Origin of the sequence: Kitasatospora sp. NPDC091335, from assembly GCF_044757205.1 — a bacterium.
Lineage (GTDB): Bacteria > Actinomycetota > Actinomycetes > Streptomycetales > Streptomycetaceae > Kitasatospora.
Map to the genome: position 1 here is coordinate 194,486 of NZ_JBIVUM010000017.1, position 19,341 is coordinate 213,826.

A 19,341-nucleotide genomic window follows, 5' to 3' on the forward strand; every position below is an offset into this window, starting at 1 on the left:
GGTGCCGCTGCCCCGGGGAGGGGCGGCGGCACCCTGGCGCCCGATCAGTGGCTGTCGGGCACCTTGTCGTCGCACGGGGAACAGTTCGCCCCGTCGATCGCCCACAGCTCCTCGTCAGCGTCGAAGCCGTTGCCGCGCAGGAACTCGGCGGTACGGATCACGATGACGTCGCCGCGTCGCTGGATCAGCGGGGCGTGGTGCTTGTACTGCCCGGCGTTGTACGCCGCGCAGATGGCGAAGTACACGGGCGTGTCCAACAGGAGCTGGTGCACTCCCGTGTCCACGACCTTGCCGACGCCCAGGTGCACCTCCGGGTGTTCCATGGCGGTGATCGTGTACGCGATGGCGTTGTCCAGGATCCGCTCAGCCATGTTGCGAACCATGGTGTTGTCGCGGAGCAACAGCGCGATCTCCCGGTCGTACAGGTCTCCGGTGTTGCCGGGCCCCTCGAACACGTTGTACGTCAGCTCCTTGACGTACGGCCGGACCGCGTTGAGGAGCGCGCGGGGGTCGCGGAACTTGGTCTCCGTGGGCGTTTCGAGCGCAACGGCCATGGTTCGTACCTCTCTCTTCGGTGGCGCACTGCCTTGCAGGAGCCTGCCCCTGGCGGGGCTGGAGCTCGGAGGCCTGCGCTACTCGCGGCACGCTCATCGCCGTCTCCCTCCGCTCGGTTCGGGCGGCTACGGATCAGACGTTAGAGAGCCGAGTGAGCCACCCTCCAGAAGCTTGCGACTTATTGCGAGCGGATCACCGGAGAGCGTTGATCGCCGATGTGATCAACGCGCGGGCATTCACCCCGTACACGGCCATGGCTGACAGCTCATTGAAGGCTCGGGCGTACATGGAGACCTCGTTCGGTTGCGTCAATCTCAGGTAGCCGGAGACGAGTTCGACTGAGGTCTGGACATCGTCAAACATGTAGAAGTCCTCAGCCGGCGACCGGTTGCGGTCCGTCGTCAGGGGGATCACGCCGAGGCTGACGGTCGCCAGCTTGCTCATCGTGATCAGGTGTCCGAGCTGGCCGGTCATGGTGTCCGAGTCGCACACGGCACTCCGCAGGACGCCTTCTTCGACAATCAGTGCGAAAGTCCGTCCGCCCGAGAACAGCATCCGCTGGCGCTCCATGCGGGCGTCCACTGCCGCCGCTACGTCATCCACCGTGACGCGGGACCGCTGCACGGCGTCGAGGACCGCCGTCGTGTAGGCACGGGTTTGGACCATGCCCGGCACAACTCGGCTGGCGTAGACACGAAACGATCGCGTGCGTTGGTAGAGACCGAATACCGACTCCTGGGCCTGACGGAGCCCGGAACGCTCCATTCGCCGCCACTCGACGTACATGGAATCGGCGGCCCGGGACGCCGCGATGAGTTCATCCGTCTGGTCGTCAGCATCGCAGGCATGACACCAGGCCCGAATGTCGGCCTCGGACGGCGCAGCCTTCCCGTCCTGAAGACGAGAGGTCTTGGACGGATTCCAGCGGCACAGTTCCGAAAGCCCCTTGCCCGTGAGGCCGGCGTCCTTTCGGAGATCTCGGAGACGTAAGGCCACGGCCTTGCGGGCGGCGACAACGCTTGACGACGGCGTGTATGACATGGGTGATGGATCCGCTGTTCAGTGCCTTCTCGCCGTTGGTCAGACGCTGTACTCGTCGTGTGGGACGGCCCGGTCCCACACCGCGTCGAACGACTCGGCGCAGAGCCGGGCCGCCGCTGGGTCCTCGGTCAGTTCGCCACCCAGGGAGTCCCCGTCGCCGGAGAAGTGGCCCCAGCGGACCAGCCTGCCGTCGAACAACCAGAAGTCGTTGCCGGGCAGCGCGAGAGTCGATGCATCGCGCCTCGGCAGCCAGCGGACCTGTTCACCTGCCGCAACGTTCGGGAACGTCACGTCGTACTCGTACCGGATGTACTCGCTCACCGGCTCGGAGACGATCCGAGCGCGCCGGATCCGGACGCCTCGGCCGGTCGCCTCGGCGATCACGTCCAGCCACGGCCGCCACCAGGATGCCCGGTCGTCGGGGTCGAGCCGATGCCCGGCCCGCCAGGCATGGAGGGCCGGATCTTCCTGCATGTAGCCGTCCCGCATCTCCAGGTGGACGGCAGATTGCCGAGTACGCCTCAGCAACTCGTCAATCCGTGTTCCGTTCTGCGACATCGCAAGCCTCCCTGATCGCCTGCGCAAGACGCGCGGGCACTCGGAACACACCTTCGTGGTCCGGGATGTTGCCGACCTTCCGGCATTCGGCCATGGTGGTGGCGTCGGCCTTCCAACCCTGGAACACCAGGTCGTTGTTCTCCTCGTCCACCCACACCGTCGGCGAGTCGCCGTCCGGCGAGTTCGGGTCCTTTGCGATGAACCGTAGCGACATGCCGGCCCACTCTCTGCACGGGTCGCGAGATTTGCAGGGGTGTCCATGGTGAACCGAGAACCTGGCGCCTGTCAGGAGAATCTGACTTTGATGACACATCAGGCCGCTTGCGTCGCCTCCCGCGTGACTCGTTCGACGAGGGGGTGGGCCGTCAGCGGGGGCTTGGACTCGGCGGCTGTCGTCCTGGTGTTCCGGATTTCGGCCATGGCCGTCATTCTGCCGGATTCCGATCCGTGGGTTCGTCGGTGCCGGGCGCGGGCCGCGCGGCTCCCGGAGCTGCCGTCGCCGTACGTGTCGGTCGGCGCGTCGGCGGAACGGGAGGTGCGGACGGGGTGTCAGAATCGGCGGGTTCATGCCCATGACGGGAACGCGACGGGAACACCTCCGGAGGAGTGAGCGATGAGTGGCGGCGGGGAGCGGCCGGAGCTGGGGCCGGTGCCGGAGACGGCGCTGTGGACGCTGTGGCACCGGGCGGTGGAGGCACGGCGGCCCGACAGCGTGCTGCCGGATCCGAAGGCGGTCGAGCTGGTGGGCCGGATCGACTACCCGTTCGCGGCGCGGTTCGGGGAGAGCGCGCTGGTGAGCCAGCTCCAGGCGCTGCGGGCGGGCTGCTTCGACCGTGAGGTGGCCGACTTCCTGGCCCGCCACCCGCGCGGCACCGTGGTCGGGCTCGGGGACGGCCTGGAGACGCAGGCCTGGCGGGTCGACAACGGCCGGGCGAACTGGCTGTCGGTGGACCTGCCGGAGACCGCCGCGCTGCGCGAGCGGCTGCTGCCGCCGGACGAGCGGCACCGGATCGTCGCCCGCTCGGCCACCGACCCGGGCTGGATGGACGAGGTGGATCCGGCGAACGGGGTGCTGATCGCCGCCGAAGGGCTGCTGATGTACCTGCGGCCGCAGGAGGTCCGCGACCTGATCGCGGCCTGCGCCGAGCGCTTCCCCGGCGGGGCCCTGGTGCTGGACGCGGTGCCGCGCTGGTTCAGCCGGCGGGCCGTCGAGGGCAAGCTGCGGGACCGGTACTACCAGGCGCCGCCGATGCCGTTCGGCATGGACGCGGACGAGCGCGGCAAGCTGGCCGGCGCCCACCCCGCGGTCACCGACGTGCGCGAGGTGTACCCCCAGGGCGGGCGCCGGCCGCTGAGCGCCCTGCTGCCGTTCGCGCGCCGGATCAAGCAGCGCCCGTCGGTCATCGCACTGCGTTTTGCCGAATCTTGAGGAAACGCTGGTCCGACTGGAACCATGGCACCCGGCCGCACGTCGTAACCACGGGTGAGCGGCCAGGGGGACAGGCCGCCCGGCACGTTACCCTGCCCTGAGGGGGAGCGGCGTCGTTGCCGCCATCGGACGAACTGCCGGGACCGGCCGCGGCTCCAGGGGGAGCACGGCCGGTCCCGTCCTGCCACGGAGGGACTGGCCTTGCACATCGACGCCTGGATCGAGGGGATTCCGCCGACAGCGGTGTACGCCGTGGTCGGTCTGATCATCGGGCTGGAGTCGCTGGGCATTCCCCTGCCCGGCGAGATCGCCCTGGTCACGGCTTCCCTGATGGCCGTCAAGGGTGTGGTGAGCCCGTGGGGCGTCGCGATCGTCGCGATCCTCGGCGCGATCATCGGAGACTCGATCGGCTACTCGATCGGGCGCAAGGGTGGAAAGCCGCTCTTCGAGAAGCTGGGACGCAGGTTCCCCAAGCACTTCGGGCCGTCGCACCTGGCCACCGCCGAGCGCTCCTTCCAGAAGTGGGGCATGTGGGCGGTCTTCTTCGGCCGCTTCATCGCCCTGTTGCGCATCTTCGCCGGACCGCTCGCGGGCGCGCTGAAGATGCCGTACTGGAAGTTCCTGATCGCCAACGTGCTGGGCGGCATCGTCTGGGCCGGCGGTACGACGCTGCTCATCTACAAGGTCGGCAAGAAGATCGAGCCGTGGCTGTCCCGGTTCTCCTGGGCGGGCCTGGGCGCGGCCCTGGTGATCGGCCTGCTGTCGGCCTGGATCATGAAGCGCCGGGCCGCCAAGACGCACGCCAAGCTGGAGGCGGAGGAGGCGGCCAAGGCCGCTGCCGGCGCCAAGGAGCCGGTCACCGACTGACCGGTGGCCCCGAGGTCGTCCACAGTGACCCTCAGTGACCGTCGCGGTGCCCTCGGGCCCTCGGAGTAGCATCGGCCGGGTACCTGCCGATCTTGCACTCTGGAGGGCCCGATGGCTTCGCAGCCGACGTGGGATGCCGTGGACGCGTACTTCGCCGAGACGTTGGTCGGGCACGACCCGGTGCTGGCGGGCGCCCTGGCCGCCGCCGACGAAGCCGGGCTGCCCAAGATCGCGGTCGCACCCAACCAGGGCAAGCTGCTGCACCTGCTGGCGCTGATCCAGGGCGCCAGGCGCATCCTGGAGGTCGGCACGCTCGGCGGCTACAGCACCATCTGGCTGGGCCGGGCGCTGCCCGCCGACGGCACCCTGATCACCCTGGAGCTCGACCCCCGGCACGCCGAGGTCGCCCGGGGCAACCTGAAGGCCGCAGGGCTGGACGGCGTCGCCGAGGTGCGGCTGGGCCGGGCCGCCGACTCCCTGGCCGGGCTGGTGGAGCAGGGCGTGGAGCCCTTCGACCTGGTCTTCATCGACGCGGACAAGCCGAGCAACCCGGAGTACTTCCGCCGGGCGCTCCAGCTGACCGCGCCCGGCTCGCTGATCGTCGTCGACAACGTGGTGCGCGGCGGCGCGGTCGCCGACGCGGACAGCGACGACCCGGCGGTGATCGGCACCCGGGCGGTGCACGAGCTGATCGCGGCCGAGCCGCGCGTCACTGCCACCTCGGTGCAGACGGTCGGCAGCAAGGGCTACGACGGTTTCACCCTGGTCCGCGTCCAGAGCTGAACCCGGCAACCTGATCAACCCCTCTCACCCCGCTCACCGGAGAACGGAGACATCGTCGTGCGGATCGGACTGCTGGGCACCGGCCCCTGGGCGGAGCGGGTGCACGCGCCCGTCCTGGCCGAGCACCCCGGGCTGGAGTTCACCGGCGTCTGGGGCCGTCGGCCGGAGGCGGCCGAGGCACTGGGCGCGGCCCACGGCGTGCCCGGGTACGCCGACCTCGACCGGCTGCTGGCCGAGGTGGACGCCGTCTCCATCGCGCTGCCCCCGACCGTGCAGGCGGGCCTCGCGGTCCGGGCCGCCGAGGCCGGCTGCCACCTGCTGCTGGACAAGCCGGTCGCACTGACCGTGCCGGACGCGAGGGCGGTGGCCGAGGCGGTGCGCAAGCACGCGGTCGCCTCGGTGGTCTTCTTCACCGTGCGCTTCGGCGGCGACCAGATCCCGTGGATCGAGCGGCAGGCGGAACTCGGCGGCTGGTTCACCGGCCGCTCGGACTGGCTCGGCTCGGTGTTCGCACCCGGCAGCACCAGCCCGTACGCGGCCTCGCCGTGGCGGGTGGAGAAGGGCGCGCTGTGGGACGTCGGCCCGCACGCGCTGTCCGTCCTGCTGCCGGTGCTGGGCGACGCCGCGCACGTGACGGCGGCGCTCGGCCCGCTGGACACCGTGCACCTGGTGGTGCGGCACGCCGGCGGTGCCTCCAGCACCCTCGCGCTCAGCCTCACCGCCCCGCTCGCGGCGGGCGGGACGGGCATGGAGCTGCGCGGCGAGCACGGCGTGGTGCACCTGCCCGAGCGGGGCGAGGGCCCGGTCGCGGCGCTGCACCGGGCGCTGGACGCCCTGCGGGCCTCGGCCGCCTCCGGCGAGCCGCACCCCTGCGGGGCCGACTTCGGCCTGCGGGTGGTGGAGATCCTCTCCGCCGCCGAGCGGTCACTGGCCACCGGTGCGACGGTGGCCGTCTGAGCAGGTCCGTCCGAGCGGACGACGCGCGCGTGACGCGGCTGGGCCCGGTGCGGAGGAGCATCCGGTACCGGGCCCAGCCGCGTCATCCGCCTCAGTCCGGCAGCGGCGGACGGTCCGAGGACGGGCGGCGGTCGGTGGGGCGGGCCGGCGGGACGACCGGGGAGCGGAAGTCGCGCGGGCCGGTCCACAGGGCGGGGACGGCGTCGCCGCGCCGGGCCATCTCGTACGCCAGCGCCTCGTAGTTGACCCGCCAGCCGCGGAAGTGTGCCCAGGCGTCCTCGACCGGGCGCTCGTGCGGGAAACCGGCCGCGGTGATCATCGCGACGGCGCCCAGGTACTCGGCGTAGGTCAGCCGGATCGGGACGTCCGGGTCGGGGTCCGGGTCGAAGTCGAACCGCAGGGCGCGGGCGATGTCGCGCAGCGCGGTGAAGCCGGCCCGGAGCACCAGCCGGGCCTCGGGCGGGGCCGAGCGGGGGCAGAGCGCCAGGTGGAGGGCGGCGGCGTCCATCACGGCGATCAGCCCGACCACCCAGCTGCGGTTGGGCTGGGGGGAGCGGAAGGAGAGCAGCACCGGGTAGTTGGAGTGGCTCTCGCCGATGTCGGCGGCCAGCCGCTCCCAGTCCCGGTAGAGCTGGGGGAGCGCGGTCTCGGTGTCCACCAGGGACTGGCGGGCGAGCAGCTCGGGGCCCCACGCGGGTTCGCCGGCCCGGGACTGGAGCAGCGTCACCTCGGTCTCGCGGCGCTGGTAGGCGGCGTAGAGGGTCGGCAGGTAGGAGATCTGGAGGGCGACCACCAGCGGGCCGCTGGCCGCGGCCAGGAAGTCGATCGCGGAGAGCTGGAGCCGCTCGCCGCTGGCGAAGCCGAGGGTGAACAGGCTGGACCCGGCCTCGCGCACGGACACCGACCAGCTCAGCTCGGAGGTGCCGTGCAGCAGCAGGGTGTAGGCGGTCAGCATGCCGCTGAGCCACACCCCGAGCATGCCCAGCAGCACCAGCGGTGCCAGCCAGGTGAGTGCCCGGTCCTGTGCGTGGTAGCCCCCGACCGGCATGGCGAACAGCCGCAGCAGCCGGCGCAGTCCCCGCCAGAGCCGCATCACCAGCGCCGAGTAGAGCCCGCGCGGAACGACCAGCGTGCGCAGGATGCTGCCGACGATCAGCAGGAGCAGCAGTGCGCCGAGCGCGGTCTGGATCATCCTCATGGCGACATTCTGGCGGTCGGCCGTGCCCGTCGTCGGCTGTGCCGGTCGTCGGCTGTGCCTGTCGTCGGTTGTGTCCGTCGTCCGCCGTACCCGTCCGGACCTGGGCGGTCGGCCTCGATGGCACATGGATATGACCATGATCACACCGGTTCGAGGCCTACGTACTGACGTTCTCATGGCGTCTACGTGGACGGAGGGTCAGTCCCACGAGCGAATCGGAGACCGGACTGTGCGTGCTCAGCAAGACGGCGGGGCCGAGGAGGAGAAGCCCACGCGCCGGGGGTGGCGATCGTTAGGGCGTCCGCTCGGGTGGCGGATCCGGTGGCGGCGCCCGTCGCTGCGGATCGACTACCCGCGCGGCGAACGGCGCGGGCTGCGCCGCTGGCTCCCGTCCTGGCGCCAGCTGCTGCTGGTGGGTGGTGTCGCGATGTCGGTGCTCACGGGCTGGCTGGTCTGGTTCTTCGTGAACACCCCGGTCCCGGAGGACCTGAACTCCTTCGCCACCCAGCAGAACAACGTCTACTACTGGGCGGACGGCACCGAGATGGCGCGGATCGGCCCGACCAACCGTCAGGAGGTGCCGCTCGGCCAGGTTCCGGAGCCGGTGCAGTGGGCGGTGCTGGCGGCCGAGAACGCGACCTTCTACACCGACCCGGGCATCTCCGTGACCGGGATCGGCCGCGCCGTCGTTCAGATGGTGACGGGTGGTGACACCCAGGGCGGTTCGACCATCACCCAGCAGTACGTCAAGAACATCTACCTGAACCAGCGTCAGGACATGTCCCGCAAGCTCAGCGAGATCGTCATCGCGATCAAGCTGGACGACCGGATGAGCAAGCAGGACATCCTGGCCGGCTACCTGAACACCAGCTGGTTCGGGCGCGGCAGTTACGGCATCGAGCGCGCCGCCGCGGCGTACTACGGCAAGGACGTCTCCCAGCTCGACCCGAGTGAAGGCGCCTTCCTGGCCGCCGTGTTGAAGGGCGCCGGACAGTACGACCCGGCGATCAGCGCGGAGAACCGCAAGCGCGCCGAGGAGCGGTGGTCCTGGACCCTGGACCGGATGGTGGAGGTCGGCAAGCTCTCCGCCGCCGAGCGCGCCCGGTACACGGTGTTCCCCGAGCCGAGGGCGCAGCCGAAGTCGGCGGGCCTGAGCGGCCAGATCGGGTACCTGGTGGACACGGCCCGCTCGTACGTGGAGACCCACAGCGGCATCACCCCGGCCCAGTTCGACCTGGGCGGCCACCAGATCCGCACCACCTTCGAGAAGCCGAAGGTCGACGCCCTGGCCGCGGCCGTGAAGGAGGGCACCGCGGGGATCGACCCGGAGGGCCGCGAGGCCGACAAGTTCCTGAAGGTCGGTGCCGCCTCGGTCACCCCCGACGGCCGGATCGTCGCGCTCTACGGCGGTGTCGACTACCTGAAACAGGGCTTCAACACCGCCAACACCACCACGGTGCCGATCGGTTCGGCCTTCACCCCGCTGGTGTACGCCGCCGGGCTCGGTCAGGGCGTGCAACGGGAACGGGGCGGCAAGCGCACCCCGGTGACGCCCACCACGACGTACAACGGCGACAACGGCGTGAACGTGATGACGCCGGAAGGGCCGTACTGGGGGCGGGACGGGAAGATCGTCAAGACCGCCAACGACGGCAAGCGCAACTGGGGCCCGGTCACCCTGCGCGGCGCGGTGGAGCAGTCCGTCAACGGGCCGCTGATGCAGCTCGGCATGGACGTCGGCCTGGACCAGGTGCAGAAGACCGCCACGGACCTCGGCCTGCTCCCGGGCAGCGTGGGCGAACTGGTCCCGGCCCTCGGGGTCGGCAACTCCACCCCCAGCGCGATCCGCGCCGCCGACGCGTACGCCGCCTTCGCGGCGGGCGGCAGCCACACCGACCCGTACTCGGTGCTCGGGATCTCCCGCAACGGCGTGCCGCTCCCGCTGCAACTGCCCGCCTCCGCCCAGGTGCTGACGGCCGCGGTGGCGGGAGAGGTGGACGCGGCGCTCAAGGGTTCGGTGCGCGACGGCGCCGCCAGGCCGGTGGCGGAGGCCGGCCAGGGCCTGGCCGCCAAGCCGGGGAGCACCCCGGACCGTACGGCGGGGTGGATGGTCGGCTACAACGGGCAGCTGGCGACGGCGGTCACCGTGTTCCGGGCGGACCTGAAGGACATGAAGCTGCTGTCACTGGAGGGTCTGGGCGGAGCCGCGCCGGACACTCCCGACTCGGCGGTGCCGACCCGGATCTGGACCTCCTACATGAAGTCGGCGGCCGGCGGCCGGTAGCACCTGGCCCCGCGCTCGCCGGTGCCGTTCTTCCGGTGCCGTTCTTCCGGTGCCGTTCTCGCCGGTGCCGTTCTCGACGGGACCGGCGAGCGGTCCGGCCCGGTGGTCGGAATCGCTTCTCCGGCGAGCCGGTCATCCCAGGTCAAGGAGTATTCCGCGGGTCGGCGCCGGGCCCGGGCGGTATTGCCGAAGCACTGCGTCTAGACAGGTTGTGCCCGTGGAAATACAGTGAGTTTCGGGCCTGCTGCAGCAGGAAAGAAACGAGGGGGCGGGGCGGGGAAACACGAATGGCGGCCGCAATGCCGTCCTGTCGTGCATGGTGGTGGGGGGCGGGGTTTCTTCTCACGGGAATCGGCTCGCAGAGTCGGCGTGCCCGCACGTCTCGTCCCGGAAACCCCTTGCCATTTCGACGGCGTACATGCCGAACCCGACGCATCCCTCAGGCCCGGTGTTCATCCAGCGCCGCAAAGGCTTTCGGCGGCGGCGCTGCTTCGGTTCGTCCGTGAAACGCCCAGACGAAAGGAGAGGCCATCATGCCCCTGTCGGCGGCTGACCTCGCAAAGCTCGGAGACGCACCGATCACGATCCAGTCGACGTTCTTCCCGAACATCTACCTGCGCATGGACGGCACCGGGGTGACCAGCTTCACCGGCCCCGGCGGCGGCAAGGTCAACTGTCAGTACGGCAGCGGTCCCTGGACGGCGTACAAGGTCCGGCCGCAGGCCGACGGCTCGTACGCCTTCGAGTCGGCGGCCTTCCCGAACGTGTTCCTGCGGTTGGACGGCACCGGGGTCCCCGCCAACATGGCCGGGGGAGGGGTCGTCAACTGCCAGTACGGTGCCTTTCCCTACGAGAAGTTCAACCTCCGCACCCAGGCCGACGGTTCCTTCTCCTTCGAGTCGGGTGCCTTTCCGGGCATTTTCCTGCGCCTGGTGACCGACAACGGGGTGACCACCGCCACCGGCCCCGGGGGGACGGTGAACGGCCAGGTCAACGCGAACGGCGGCGGGCACGAGAAGTTCTACCTCGAAAAGGCCTGACATCCGGGCCGCCCGGGGGAAATCGCCCCCCCCGGGCCATCGCGGTAGGCCGGCGGTGATCTGCCCGTGCCCGGGCTGATTCCGGTGAATGGGCCCGGGCGCCGTTCCTGCGGCATTTCCCGGGGCGCCCCGGCCGTCCCGTCCGGCGGAATCGCGTTGTGCGGCCGCGCGCCGACCGTCTACTCTCACGTCAACGACGTGTAGCTCAGCAGCAGAGCACCGGGCTCTGACCCCGGAGGGCGCAGGGGCGGAACCTGCCACGTCGGCTTATGGACGACGACGCTGACCAGCAGCACCCCACCGGAGCCGGGGCACCCGGGACGGTCCCGGCCCACCCGCGGCACCAGCTGGCCCGGGCGCTCCTCACCTCACTGACCCACGCCGACGTCGACACCCGGCGCCGCGCCGAGGCCCGCGCCGACCGCTGGCGCGCCGTGCTCGCAGGGGCCGCCGACGGGCGGCTCACCGTCGGCTCGCGCACCCCCGTGGCCGGGCTGCCCGCCTGGGTGACACCCGAGGTCGTCCGGGGCGGGTTCGCCACCTCCGCCGCGAGCGCCGAAGGGCCGCTCCAGCCGTACGAGCGCGAGGCCGCGGCCCTCGCCGGGGTGCCGGCCGAACGCGCGGCGCTCTTCGCCCACTGCCTCACCGAACCCGGCCTGGCCCGGCTGAACGACCTCCTCGACACCGGCCGCTACGAGGTGACCGTGCCCGAGGAGGCGGCACTGCTGACGGTCGCCTGGCTGCTCCGGGCCGGGGACACGGCCGCCGCGCTCGACCTCCTCGACACCCTCGAACCCTTCGCCGCCCGGCTCCGCTTCACACCCCGGCCCGCCACCCTGCCCCCGCCGGACCCGGAGGCCGTGCACCGGCGCACCGTCGGCGACGCCGTCACCACCCTCGTCAGCCGACGGCCGAACACCGCCGTCGAGACACAGCGCGAAGCGCTCACCGTCTGGCAGCCGTTCGCCGACCGGCTGCTCACCCACTGGCTGGAGGCGGCCGACGACACCGGACGGTTGCCGGAACGCCTGCCCGGCGGAAGCTGGCGGAAGCGCGGCGCGCTGCTCCTGCACCAGTACGAGGAACTCGCCGCGGCCCACACGCGCTGCACCAGGCACCGCAGCCCGAAGGAGAACCTCGGCATCCTGCGCGGCGCCCTCGCGGAAGCCGTCGCCGGCCGGGCGCTGGACGCACGCCGCCGGGGACTGCTGCGGCACGCGGTGGACTCCATGCTGCGCCGCCGCGGCCGCCCCGGCTCGGCCGCGCACAGCGACCTGCGCGCCCGTCACGCCGTCCAGGCGGCCCTGCCCTCCCACCACGACCTCGCCCAACTCGTGCTGCGCCGACTCGCCACGCAACCCCAGGAGGTGGGCGCGGCCGAGGTCGGGCCGCTGGTCGCCGACGTCACGGTCGAGGAGGCCGAGGAGACCGGACTGCCCGTGGGCGCGGTCGTGCCCGCGGCGGTCCGCCACGTCGTGGAGGCGACCCTGAGCGCCCCGATCGGCACGCTCGTCGAGCGCGGCGTCGTGCCCTCGGCGGAAGTGCTGGCCGAACTGGTGCCCCAACTCGTCGCCGCCACCAGTGCCGAGGCCCATCCGGACGCGGCGCTGCGCACCCTCGCCGCCGCCAACTACCGGGCGTTCCGCAACCGCCGCTCGCTGCTCCTGCTGAACCTCGCCTCGCAGGTGCGGGTCGACGAACTGCCCTGGGTACGGGCGGTCGCCGCCCACCGCGCCGACGAGGACGGCCGCGGGCCCGCGCGCGCCGCACTGCGCCGGCTCGGCGAACTGGCCGTCCAGGCGTTCCCCGGCACGCTCCTGCCCAACCCGCTGGTACGCGAACTCGCCGTCCTCGCCCGCCAGTCCGGGACCGACGCGCCGCTGGTGGAGGAACTGGCGGCGGACATCTTCATGGGCGCTTTCAGCCCGAAGTTCGTCGCCGCGGCGGGCGTGGCGGCGGACCTGCTGGAGGGCACGCTGTACGAGCGGTACTACGGCATCGACTACGCGGCGCTGCGGGAGTCGGGGGAGGCGGGGGAGGCGGGGCCGGGCCGGTTCGCCGAACTGTGCGCCCGGCGCGCCGGGACGGGCCCGGAGTGGTCGGTCACCGCCAACGGGATGGTCATCGAGCAGGCCCAGATCCTCACCACCCACAACCTGGCCACCCTGGTCGCCCGGGTCGGCATCAGCCCGAGCACCGGCTGGGAGGACCTCGCCCGGCGCAGCTTCGCCACGGTCTGCCGCAAGACGGCCCGCATCCAGGGCAACCCGCGCCCCCGGCCGGTGATCAAGGACGCCGCGTACGCGTGGCGGCACCTGGTGTTCCAACTCTCCCTGTGCGCCGTCGAGTCACAGGAACGGACCGTCGCCGGACTGTACGAGGAACTGGCCCGCCACCCCGCCCACGTCGCCGCCCGCCTCGCCCGAGCCCTGACCGGCCTCGGCCAGGCGGCCGCCGGCGGCTCGGCGAGCGAGGGCAAGGGCCGGCTCCTCCTGGGCTGGACCACGGGCCGGCACTGGATGCGCTCCGACCCGTGGACCTGACACGCCGCCACGGCGGCGGCTGACCCCCGCGGGTGCGGGGAGGCCCTGGTGGTGAAGCCGCCCTTGGCGAAGGGAATCGGCTGACCCCCACCGACGCGGGGAAGCCACCTTCAACGGTCACGACCTGGAACTGCACGGCTGACCCCGGCGGATGCCGGGAGGACACACGGGCAGAGCTGCCCGCTACCGCCGTCACCGGCTGACCCCCGCGAGTGCGGGGAAGGCGCGCGGTGCTTGGTGTAGCGGCGGTGCGCGTTCGGCTGACCCCCAGGGGCGCTGGGGAGGCATCAGGGCGTCGAGTAGGCCGAGGTACTGCTCCGGCTGACCCCCGCGAGTGCGGGGAGGACTGACGGACGTCGTCAGCCTCAACGATGGGCCACGGCTGACCCCCGCGAACGTGGGGAGGACTACCTGCCTTGCCGCACCCTCGGGCCACAGAACCCGGACAGGAACGCCGGACCGTCGCGCGTACTCCACAACGTCCGCTGTCCCACCATACCCGCGGGCGGGCCGGCCGTCCCAGACGGCGAGGACAACGTCCGCCAAGCCCACCGCGATCCCGCTGCCCGCCATGTGCGCGGCCCCGGTCGACGCATGCCGGCGGCCGGGCACGGGCCAGCCCCCGTCCGAGCGCCCGGCGCGATGAGAAACGGCTTTCGGAAGATTGTGTTCCGGTTCTGGTCAAGCGGGTGGGCGTTCGGTAGCCTCTAGCTCACATCACTGACATGCCAGTGGAATTCCAGCGATGTCGGGGGGCTCTGCGCCGGTTGCTCCGGTGCCGCCGAGACGGCCTATGAGACGAGGTTCCAGTGAAGAAATCGCTCTGGCGCGCAAGCGCCGCCGCGCTGGCCGCCGGGCTGTTCGCCCTTACCGGCTGCTCAAGCACGCAGGATTCGGGGAACGCCAAGGGGGGACACCCCTTCGGCGAGTGCGAGATCACCGACAATCCGACGGTGCACACGATGGACACCCGTGAGAGCGGCGCGCTGACGGTGGCTGCCTCGCTTCCCTACCCGGCCGGCTATCGCGGGAACACGCTCGAGTCCGTCAACGGTGGCTACATGTACTGCCTGGACGCGGAGATCGCCAACCGGGCAGGGCTCAAGAAGGTCAAACTGGTCAACGCCTCCTTCGAAGCGCTGGTGACCGCCAAGGCGTCCAACTTCGACTTCGCCCTCTGGGACATCTACGACACCCCCGAGCGGCGCCGGGCGGTGGACTTCTCCACCCCCTACAACACCTACGAGACGGGCGTCCTGGTCAAGAAGGGCTCCGGCCTGACCAGCTCCTCGGTCCAGGGCGCGACGGTCGGCGTGCTGGCCGGGTCGGTACAACTGGAGTACGTGAACAGCACCCTGAAGCCCAAGCAGGTACGGGTGTTCAACTCCAACGACGACCTCTTCAACGCGGTACTGGCGGGCCAGATCGACGCGGCGCTGAACGACACCGCCACCGTCATGCCGAGGGCCGCCAACTCGGACGGCAGGCTCGAAGTGATCGGCAGGTACCCGGTCGGCGGCAACGTGGCCGCGCTGTTCTCCAAGGGCTCGCCCAACGCGGAGGTGGTCAACCGGATCCTCGCCGACATGAAGAAGGACGGAACCCTGGACGCGATCATGAAGAAGTGGCTCAACCCGATCCTCGGCGGCGACCCCCGGCAGCTGCCCGACTGGAGCGTCTGACCATGACCACCAGAGCATCCGCTACGAGAGCGGGGGCTGCCGGAGCGGAGACAGCAGCCTCGGAGTCAGCTCCCGCCGCCCCGCTGGCCACCTCCGGGTACCTCGGCGCCGCGGCGGTCCTCGTCCTGCTGGCGACCGTACTGTGCTACCAGTTCGTGGGCACCGCGGTCACCCGCTCCCAGCTGCCGCACCTGCTGCTCGGGGCCGTCCTCCCGCTCCTGGTGTTGGGCGGGCCCTTCCTCCTCGCGTACAGCCGCAGCAAGAACTCGGAGCATGAGTGGCAGGAGGAAAGGTACGCCGAGGCGCGGGTCGCCGCCTCGCGGTCCAGGGACGCCTCGATCTCCTCGCTGGGTCTGACCGGATTCGTCGCCGTCGCCGCACTGGTGGGACTCATGGTCTTCACCAACGACGGCGCGGTACAGAAGACCTTCTTCAACATCTCCTTCATGACCAAAAGCCTCGGCGACGTCTTCCAGGCGCTGGTCATCAACATCGAGATCGCCGTCGGCGCCCAACTGCTGGCCATGCTGTTCGGACTGGTGCTGGCCGTCGGGCGGCTGCTCCCCGGCAAGGGCTTCTGGCCGGTCCGCGTGCTGTCCGTCGCCTACATCGACGTCTTCCGCGGCATCCCCTCGGTGGTGTTGATCTACCTGGTCTGCTTCGGCCTGCCGCTCACCGACGTGCCGGTGCTCAGCAAGGGTGACCCGATCGTCTACGCGATCGTGGCGCTGGCGTTGACGTACAGCGCCTACAACGCCGAGCTGTACCGGGCCGGCATCGAGTCCATCAACAAGGGCCAGACCTCGGCGGCGCTCTCCATGGGGCTCTCCCAGCCGGACGTCTACCGGTTCGTGATCCTGCCGCAGATGGCCAGGAACATCGCCGCGCCGATGCTGAGCCAGTTCATCGGGCTGCAGAAGGACACCGCACTGGTGATCGTCGTCGGAATCATCGACGCCTTCAGCCAAGCCAAGATCTACTCGGCGAACGACTTCAACCTCTCCGCCGTGACTGCGGTGTGCTTCGTCTTCGTCCTCATCACCATCCCGCAGACCCGCTTCGTCGACTACCTGCTGGTCCGCTCCGGCACAAAGCTGAAGAGAGTCTGAACCATGACGGACCCCTTTGTCCTGCTCGACCGGGTCACCAAGCGGTATGGCGACCACACCGTCCTCAACGAGGTGGACCTCGCCGTCGCCAGACACGACGTGGTCACCCTCATCGGGGCCTCGGGCTCCGGCAAGTCCACCCTGCTGCGCTGTGTCAACGGACTCGAAGCCATCCAGGGCGGCCGCATCTCGCTCGCCGGAGACGTCATCTCGGGCGAGGGCGTGGACCTGGTCAGGCTGCGCCGCCGGGTGGGCATCGTCTTTCAGAGCTACAACCTCTTCCCGCACATGACGGTGCTGCGCAACTGCACCCTCACCCCCGTCCGGGCGGGCATCGCCTCCAAGGAACGGGCGGAGGCCGACGCCCGGGTGATGCTGGAACGGGTCGGGCTGCGAGAGAAGGCCGACGCCTACTCCGACCAGCTCTCGGGCGGCCAGCAGCAGCGGGTGGCCATCGCCCGCGCCATGCTGATGCGCCCCGAGGTGCTGCTGCTGGACGAGATCACCTCCGCGCTCGACCCGGAGCTGGTGATCGAGGTGCTGAACCTGGTCCGCGAACTGGCCGGTGACGGCATCACCATGATGATGACCACCCACGAGATGTCCTTCGCCCGGGAGATCTCCTCCAAGATCTGCTTTCTCCACCAGGGATCGATCCTGGAGGAGGGACCCCCGGAGCAGATCTTCGACCACCCCCGTACCCCGGAGTTGAAGACGTTCCTCCGCCGGATCCACGAAGCCGGCCGGGACTGACCGCATTCCGCCTATTGGAGTTGACGATGAAGCAGAACTACGACGTCCGGGACTTCTTCACCTACCTCGGATATCCCAGCGGCGACCAGCCCTACCGGTCGGAGAACCTGCGCAGCCTCTCGGTGTACTGCAAGGGCGACGCCGACAATCTGCGGGAACTGCTGGAGCCCACTCCCTTCGAGCTCGCCGACGACCGGTTCGTGGTGCAGATCGCGGACTTCGCCAACGCGACTCCGGGTGCCTTCTACGACTCCGGTGTCGTCATTCCGGTGCGCTACCGGGACCACGTCGGTGTGAACTACTACTTCGAGTACGAGGACCAGCCCTGGAGCGTGGCCTTCGGCCGGGAGGTGTGGGGGTACCCCAAGCACTTCGGGGAGATCCAACTCACCGACTCCGCAAGCCGGGTGGCCGGGACGGTGCGGCGCGCGGGCGAGCTGATCCTCGACATCTCGATGGCGCCCGATGAGGGGTACTCCAACGAGGCGTGGGCCGATATGTCGATGTTCCCGCACCTCCAGGTGCACGCCCTTCCGGAGGCCAACGGCCCGGGTTTCAAGACCTTCGAGATCATCTCCCGCGACACCTCCAAGGACTTCGTCCTTCAGCGGAAGTGCTGGGGCCCTGCCGAGATCGAGCTGGGGAGCGCGCTCAGCGTCAACGGCGTCCGACTCAAGGTGGTCGACGTGCTCGGCGGCGAGTACTCCGTCGGCGACTACGCCTGCACTGTGGAGAACGGGATCTCGACGGTGATCGACGACCTGTTGGCGGATCGTCCGGAAGAGCAGCCACAGCGGGCGCGCGCCGTCGGCGAATAGCCTTTCCGAGTCATCCATCGGTGGCGCCACCGGGCAGGCCGGCGGCGCCACCCACAGAGAGAGTTGAACACAGTGCGTCCTGCGTACGCCCCTGGCAAGCACGCGGCCAAGGCCGAGATCGGAGCGAACCTGCTCAGCGCGTCGGCCCACGCGGCCCTGCGCTCGCGGCTGGTGAGATGCGAGATCATGCCCGGCGAGCGGCTCAGCGAAGCGGAGCTGTGCAGCAGCCTCGGATTCGGGGCCTCGCCGGTGCGGGAGGCGATCCGGAGGCTGGAGTTCGAGCAGCTCGTCGTGATCTTTCCGCGCAGCGGAACGTTCGCCACCGACATCGCGCTGAAGGACTCCCGCTCCGTCATGGAGCTGAGACTCCAGCTCGAAGGCCTGGCCGCCACCCTGGCCTGCGCCCGCGGCTCCAAGGCGGAGAAGGACGAACTGCTCGCTCTCGCCGAACAGCAGTTCGGCACCACGGAACTCCAGGAGTGCATCGATCTGGACGCGGCGTTCCACCGCAGCCTCTACCGGATGACCCGCAACGACTACCTGATCACCACCGCCGAGATCCACTTCAACCTCGCACTGCGCCAGTGGTACTTCTGCTCGAAGGCGGTGCAGACCCCCGACTGGACCGGTGTCGACCACCGTCCGCTCGCCGAGGCCATCGCCCAGGGCGACGCCACCACCGCCGACGCCCACATCCGCGAGCACGTGCTGCACGACTCCCAGCAGATCGTCACCATCCTCACCGACTACGGACTCTAGGAAGGACCCCATGCGGGGCAGCGAAGCGACTCTGCACTCCCTCTTCTCCCTCACCGGCGAGACGGTCCTGGTCACCGGCGCCTCCGGTGGCCTGGGCCTGGCACAGTGCCTGGCACTGGGCCGGTCCGGGGCCCGGGTGATCGCCTCGGACGTCAGCCCGGAGGCCTCCGCGACCGCCTGCGACCGCCTGCGCGAGCAGGGCGTGGACTGCGCCCCGCTGGAACTGGACGTCACCTCCAGGGCGAGCATCGATGCCGCCTTCGACACGCTGGAGGCCAACGGCGACAGCCCGGACGTCCTCGTCAACAATGCCGGCGTGTCACTGCGCAACTCAGCGCTGGAGGCCACCCCGGAGGAGTTCGACCTCACCCTCTCGGTCAACCTCCGCGGCACCTACTTCACCGCGCAGCGCGCCGCCCGGACGATGAGCCGACGCGGCGGCGGACGCATCATCAACCTCTCCTCCATCGGTGGCCTGGTCGTGGACGGTACGCGCTCCTCGGTGTACGACGCCTCCAAGGCCGCCGTCGTGCAGGTCACCAGGAACATGGCGTACGAGTGGGGGCCGCACGGCATCCGGGTCAACTCCATCGCCCCCGGCTACATGCGCACCGGCATGACCTCCGACCTGCTGCCCACCCCCGAGGTCGAGGACCAGATCGTCCGCGACCACATCCCGCTCGGCAGGGTCGGAGAGCCGGGCGACCTCGGTGGTGCGGTCGTCTTCCTGGCCTCCCACGCCTCCTCCTACGTCACCGGCCACACCCTGACGGTCGACGGTGGCTGGGTCGTGGCGCTGTAGTGCCAGCCCCCGCAATCCCACCCACCCCCCTTCCCTCCGCACAGACGGCCCGCGCGGCCGAAGAACCCCGAAGGAGAGCGTGCGCTCTATGGACGCTGTGACCCAGGTCCCCGCGCCGGTGAACGAGCCGGTCCACAGCTACGCCCCCGGGAGCCCGGAACGG

Annotated in this window: 18 protein-coding genes and 1 tRNA gene; 14 read left to right on the forward strand and 5 right to left on the reverse strand. The window is 70.5% G+C overall.

Features of this window, described 5'->3' with window-relative positions:
- Positions 1 to 44 precede the first annotated feature (44 nt).
- From ACIQOW_RS30455 to ACIQOW_RS30470, 4 genes are all read right to left on the reverse strand, one after another.
- Positions 45 to 554 (reverse strand): hypothetical protein, encoded by a 510-nt coding sequence (locus ACIQOW_RS30455; RefSeq protein ID WP_401090311.1) that lies wholly within the window; start codon positions 552 to 554, stop codon positions 45 to 47.
- Between the two features lie 193 nt (positions 555 to 747).
- The gene (locus ACIQOW_RS30460) at positions 748 to 1,596 is read right to left on the reverse strand and encodes a helix-turn-helix domain-containing protein (protein ID WP_401090313.1); all 849 of its coding nucleotides are present in this window, start codon (positions 1,594 to 1,596) and stop codon (positions 748 to 750) included.
- Between the two features lie 39 nt (positions 1,597 to 1,635).
- On the reverse strand, positions 1,636 to 2,154 hold the full coding sequence (locus ACIQOW_RS30465) for a DUF6879 family protein (protein WP_401090315.1): 519 nt from the start codon (positions 2,152 to 2,154) through the stop codon (positions 1,636 to 1,638).
- Complete coding sequence (locus ACIQOW_RS30470) at positions 2,129 to 2,368, reverse strand: hypothetical protein (RefSeq protein WP_401090317.1); 240 nt, start codon at positions 2,366 to 2,368, stop codon at positions 2,129 to 2,131. Before ACIQOW_RS30470 ends, ACIQOW_RS30465 begins: the two co-directional genes overlap by 26 nt.
- Positions 2,369 to 2,767: 399 nt before the next feature.
- Between ACIQOW_RS30470 and ACIQOW_RS30475 the strand changes: the two genes are divergently transcribed.
- From ACIQOW_RS30475 to ACIQOW_RS30490, 4 genes are all read left to right on the forward strand, one after another.
- Positions 2,768 to 3,583 (forward strand): class I SAM-dependent methyltransferase, encoded by an 816-nt coding sequence (locus ACIQOW_RS30475; RefSeq protein ID WP_401090319.1) that lies wholly within the window; start codon positions 2,768 to 2,770, stop codon positions 3,581 to 3,583.
- A 201-nt stretch (positions 3,584 to 3,784) separates the two neighbouring features.
- Positions 3,785 to 4,450 (forward strand): DedA family protein, encoded by a 666-nt coding sequence (locus tag ACIQOW_RS30480; RefSeq protein WP_401090321.1) that lies wholly within the window; start codon positions 3,785 to 3,787, stop codon positions 4,448 to 4,450.
- Between the two features lie 111 nt (positions 4,451 to 4,561).
- Positions 4,562 to 5,233: an O-methyltransferase gene (locus ACIQOW_RS30485; protein WP_401090323.1), complete on the forward strand. Its 672-nt coding sequence runs from the start codon at positions 4,562 to 4,564 to the stop codon at positions 5,231 to 5,233.
- Positions 5,234 to 5,290: 57 nt separating this feature from the next.
- Positions 5,291 to 6,190, forward strand: a complete 900-nt coding sequence (locus ACIQOW_RS30490; protein ID WP_401090325.1) for a Gfo/Idh/MocA family protein — start codon at positions 5,291 to 5,293, stop codon at positions 6,188 to 6,190.
- A gap of 91 nt (positions 6,191 to 6,281) precedes the next feature.
- Here ACIQOW_RS30490 and ACIQOW_RS30495 read toward each other — a convergent pair whose 3' ends face one another.
- Positions 6,282 to 7,388 (reverse strand): hypothetical protein, encoded by a 1,107-nt coding sequence (locus tag ACIQOW_RS30495; protein ID WP_401090327.1) that lies wholly within the window; start codon positions 7,386 to 7,388, stop codon positions 6,282 to 6,284.
- A gap of 229 nt (positions 7,389 to 7,617) precedes the next feature.
- Between ACIQOW_RS30495 and ACIQOW_RS30500 the strand changes: the two genes are divergently transcribed.
- The 10 genes from ACIQOW_RS30500 (at position 7,618) to ACIQOW_RS30545 (ending at position 19,178) form a co-directional block, all read left to right on the forward strand.
- Positions 7,618 to 9,672, forward strand: coding sequence for a transglycosylase domain-containing protein (locus ACIQOW_RS30500; protein WP_401090329.1), 2,055 nt, complete (start codon positions 7,618 to 7,620; stop codon positions 9,670 to 9,672).
- A 533-nt stretch (positions 9,673 to 10,205) separates the two neighbouring features.
- Positions 10,206 to 10,712 (forward strand): hypothetical protein, encoded by a 507-nt coding sequence (locus tag ACIQOW_RS30505; RefSeq protein WP_401090331.1) that lies wholly within the window; start codon positions 10,206 to 10,208, stop codon positions 10,710 to 10,712.
- A 194-nt stretch (positions 10,713 to 10,906) separates the two neighbouring features.
- A tRNA-Gln gene (locus tag ACIQOW_RS30510) sits at positions 10,907 to 10,978 on the forward strand.
- A gap of 3 nt (positions 10,979 to 10,981) precedes the next feature.
- A complete protein-coding gene (locus tag ACIQOW_RS30515) occupies positions 10,982 to 13,255 on the forward strand; it encodes a hypothetical protein (protein ID WP_401090333.1) in 2,274 nt (757 codons plus the stop codon).
- Positions 13,256 to 14,217: 962 nt separating this feature from the next.
- Positions 14,218 to 14,937: an ABC transporter substrate-binding protein gene (locus ACIQOW_RS30520; RefSeq protein ID WP_401090358.1), complete on the forward strand. Its 720-nt coding sequence runs from the start codon at positions 14,218 to 14,220 to the stop codon at positions 14,935 to 14,937.
- A 2-nt stretch (positions 14,938 to 14,939) separates the two neighbouring features.
- A complete protein-coding gene (locus ACIQOW_RS30525; protein ID WP_401090335.1) occupies positions 14,940 to 16,046 on the forward strand; it encodes an amino acid ABC transporter permease in 1,107 nt (368 codons plus the stop codon).
- A 3-nt stretch (positions 16,047 to 16,049) separates the two neighbouring features.
- The gene (locus tag ACIQOW_RS30530; RefSeq protein WP_401090337.1) at positions 16,050 to 16,799 is read left to right on the forward strand and encodes an amino acid ABC transporter ATP-binding protein; all 750 of its coding nucleotides are present in this window, start codon (positions 16,050 to 16,052) and stop codon (positions 16,797 to 16,799) included.
- Positions 16,800 to 16,825: 26 nt separating this feature from the next.
- A complete protein-coding gene (locus ACIQOW_RS30535) occupies positions 16,826 to 17,617 on the forward strand; it encodes an acetoacetate decarboxylase family protein (RefSeq protein WP_401090339.1) in 792 nt (263 codons plus the stop codon).
- A gap of 72 nt (positions 17,618 to 17,689) precedes the next feature.
- Complete coding sequence (locus ACIQOW_RS30540) at positions 17,690 to 18,376, forward strand: GntR family transcriptional regulator (protein WP_401090341.1); 687 nt, start codon at positions 17,690 to 17,692, stop codon at positions 18,374 to 18,376.
- A 10-nt stretch (positions 18,377 to 18,386) separates the two neighbouring features.
- Positions 18,387 to 19,178, forward strand: a complete 792-nt coding sequence (locus tag ACIQOW_RS30545) for an SDR family NAD(P)-dependent oxidoreductase (protein ID WP_401090343.1) — start codon at positions 18,387 to 18,389, stop codon at positions 19,176 to 19,178.
- Positions 19,179 to 19,341: the final 163 nt, after the last annotated feature.

Coding starts and splice junctions, on each gene's coding strand:
- ACIQOW_RS30515 (WP_401090333.1), top strand. CDS start 10,982: ATGGACGACGACGCTGACCAGCAGCACCCCACCGGAGCCGGGGCACCC.
- ACIQOW_RS30485 (WP_401090323.1), top strand. CDS start 4,562: ATGGCTTCGCAGCCGACGTGGGATGCCGTGGACGCGTACTTCGCCGAG.
- ACIQOW_RS30530 (WP_401090337.1), top strand. CDS start 16,050: ATGACGGACCCCTTTGTCCTGCTCGACCGGGTCACCAAGCGGTATGGC.
- ACIQOW_RS30465 (WP_401090315.1), bottom strand. CDS start 2,154: ATGTCGCAGAACGGAACACGGATTGACGAGTTGCTGAGGCGTACTCGG.
- ACIQOW_RS30535 (WP_401090339.1), top strand. CDS start 16,826: ATGAAGCAGAACTACGACGTCCGGGACTTCTTCACCTACCTCGGATAT.
- ACIQOW_RS30520 (WP_401090358.1), top strand. CDS start 14,218: ATGGACACCCGTGAGAGCGGCGCGCTGACGGTGGCTGCCTCGCTTCCC.
- ACIQOW_RS30460 (WP_401090313.1), bottom strand. CDS start 1,596: ATGTCATACACGCCGTCGTCAAGCGTTGTCGCCGCCCGCAAGGCCGTG.
- ACIQOW_RS30470 (WP_401090317.1), bottom strand. CDS start 2,368: ATGTCGCTACGGTTCATCGCAAAGGACCCGAACTCGCCGGACGGCGAC.
- ACIQOW_RS30495 (WP_401090327.1), bottom strand. CDS start 7,388: ATGAGGATGATCCAGACCGCGCTCGGCGCACTGCTGCTCCTGCTGATC.
- ACIQOW_RS30475 (WP_401090319.1), top strand. CDS start 2,768: ATGAGTGGCGGCGGGGAGCGGCCGGAGCTGGGGCCGGTGCCGGAGACG.
- ACIQOW_RS30545 (WP_401090343.1), top strand. CDS start 18,387: ATGCGGGGCAGCGAAGCGACTCTGCACTCCCTCTTCTCCCTCACCGGC.
- ACIQOW_RS30525 (WP_401090335.1), top strand. CDS start 14,940: ATGACCACCAGAGCATCCGCTACGAGAGCGGGGGCTGCCGGAGCGGAG.
- ACIQOW_RS30505 (WP_401090331.1), top strand. CDS start 10,206: ATGCCCCTGTCGGCGGCTGACCTCGCAAAGCTCGGAGACGCACCGATC.
- ACIQOW_RS30455 (WP_401090311.1), bottom strand. CDS start 554: ATGGCCGTTGCGCTCGAAACGCCCACGGAGACCAAGTTCCGCGACCCC.